This window comes from Salinispora fenicalii (genome assembly GCF_000514815.1).
Lineage (GTDB): Bacteria > Actinomycetota > Actinomycetes > Mycobacteriales > Micromonosporaceae > Micromonospora > Micromonospora fenicalii.
In genome coordinates this window covers 1-1,117 of the sequence record NZ_AZWQ01000048.1, presented here as the reverse complement: position 1 = coordinate 1,117, position 1,117 = coordinate 1, and the positions used below count along the sequence as shown (strand labels likewise).

Annotated in this window: 2 protein-coding genes; one reads left to right on the top strand and one right to left on the bottom strand. The window is 58.6% G+C overall.

The genetic code is table 11. The features are described from left to right. The first annotated feature begins 445 nt into the window (after nucleotides 1-445). Nucleotides 446-769 carry a hypothetical protein gene (locus B116_RS0117785; RefSeq protein ID WP_027660846.1) on the top strand — a complete coding sequence of 108 codons (324 nt, stop codon included), beginning with the start codon at nucleotides 446-448 and terminating at the stop codon, nucleotides 767-769. Between the two features lie 115 nt (nucleotides 770-884). On the opposite strand, the gene B116_RS28385 is transcribed toward B116_RS0117785, so the two are convergent. Beyond that, nucleotides 885-1,117: hypothetical protein (locus B116_RS28385; protein WP_223874607.1), on the bottom strand; the 233-nt coding region annotated here is incomplete at its 5' end.

Below are 1,117 nucleotides of genomic sequence, written 5' to 3'. Positions count from 1 at the left end.
GCCCAGGTCAACGACATGCCATCGTAGGTCACTCTCCGTGCTGGCCGTGAGAATGCCACACGTACTATGTGGTAGCCGGCAACACGCCGGTCCTCATACACAACTGCGGCAACCGGGCCCACGATATGGCTCGGGGCGCTGAAGGCGTCGATGAAATGACGGCTACGTTCGAGCGGTTCCACAACCGATCGGACATTTATAGTGAGACTTACGGCAATGGCTTCGAGTTTTGGGCGCCCTATGGTCGGCGGCAAGTAGACATCGCTATTAGGAACGACAGCGGCGGGCTTGATCTCTATGAGGTAAAAGTCAACAAATCGAACTACACGAGAGGGCAGCGGAGGAAGGATGAATGGCTCGAGAGGACCATGGTTTCAAGACGACAGTCATCCGTCGTAGTACGGAATGTCCGATCTGTTCGCCGAAGTTCCCCTAGGATGGCGTCGTGAGCAGTGACTTTGGGTTCTGGAAGCATTGCACGGGTGATCCCGGAGAGGTTTTCGACAAGCTCGCTGAGGGGGACGCTAGCGACCTGACTTCAAGCTTGGGCGTATTGCGGTTCCGCGAGGAACTGCTAGCGCGCTGGCCCGACATCGAAGATGTGTTGGAGCCCTCGGAGTTCGACCTGGGAGACAGTCCGGATGATGCAATGAAGTACGTGCTCTTGACGCTGTCCGTTCGACAGTTGGATTACTTGCCAGAAATCCTGTCCATGGCGAAGGGGGCCGGTCTGGTCGGATTCAGCGGCGTAGCGGGCGAGCCAATCTAGCTAATTCTCCTGCACAGTGTTCCTGGTTGCCCTGCGCAGCCGGGGCACTGCCATGTGTGCTGACGACGGTGGGTGCGTGCCGATGTTGCTGTCAGGAGGGACCTGACATCTGTTCTCATCGATAGATGCTCCACCGCTGGCAGCCGATCCGGCGGGAGTGGGCGGCTGGGGTGTCGTCACCGACGAAGATGGGTGTGCGCGCGTGGCCGTAGGCCTGTAGCGCGTGCGCGCGGCCCGGCTTCGGCCGGGCTGCTCTTGATTTAGTGAAGCAGTTTTGGACCAGATCTACTTCGTGAGTCGCCTTCTGCTGGTTGTTTCTGGACAGGCTTCGGTCGTCTTGGCTGCTTT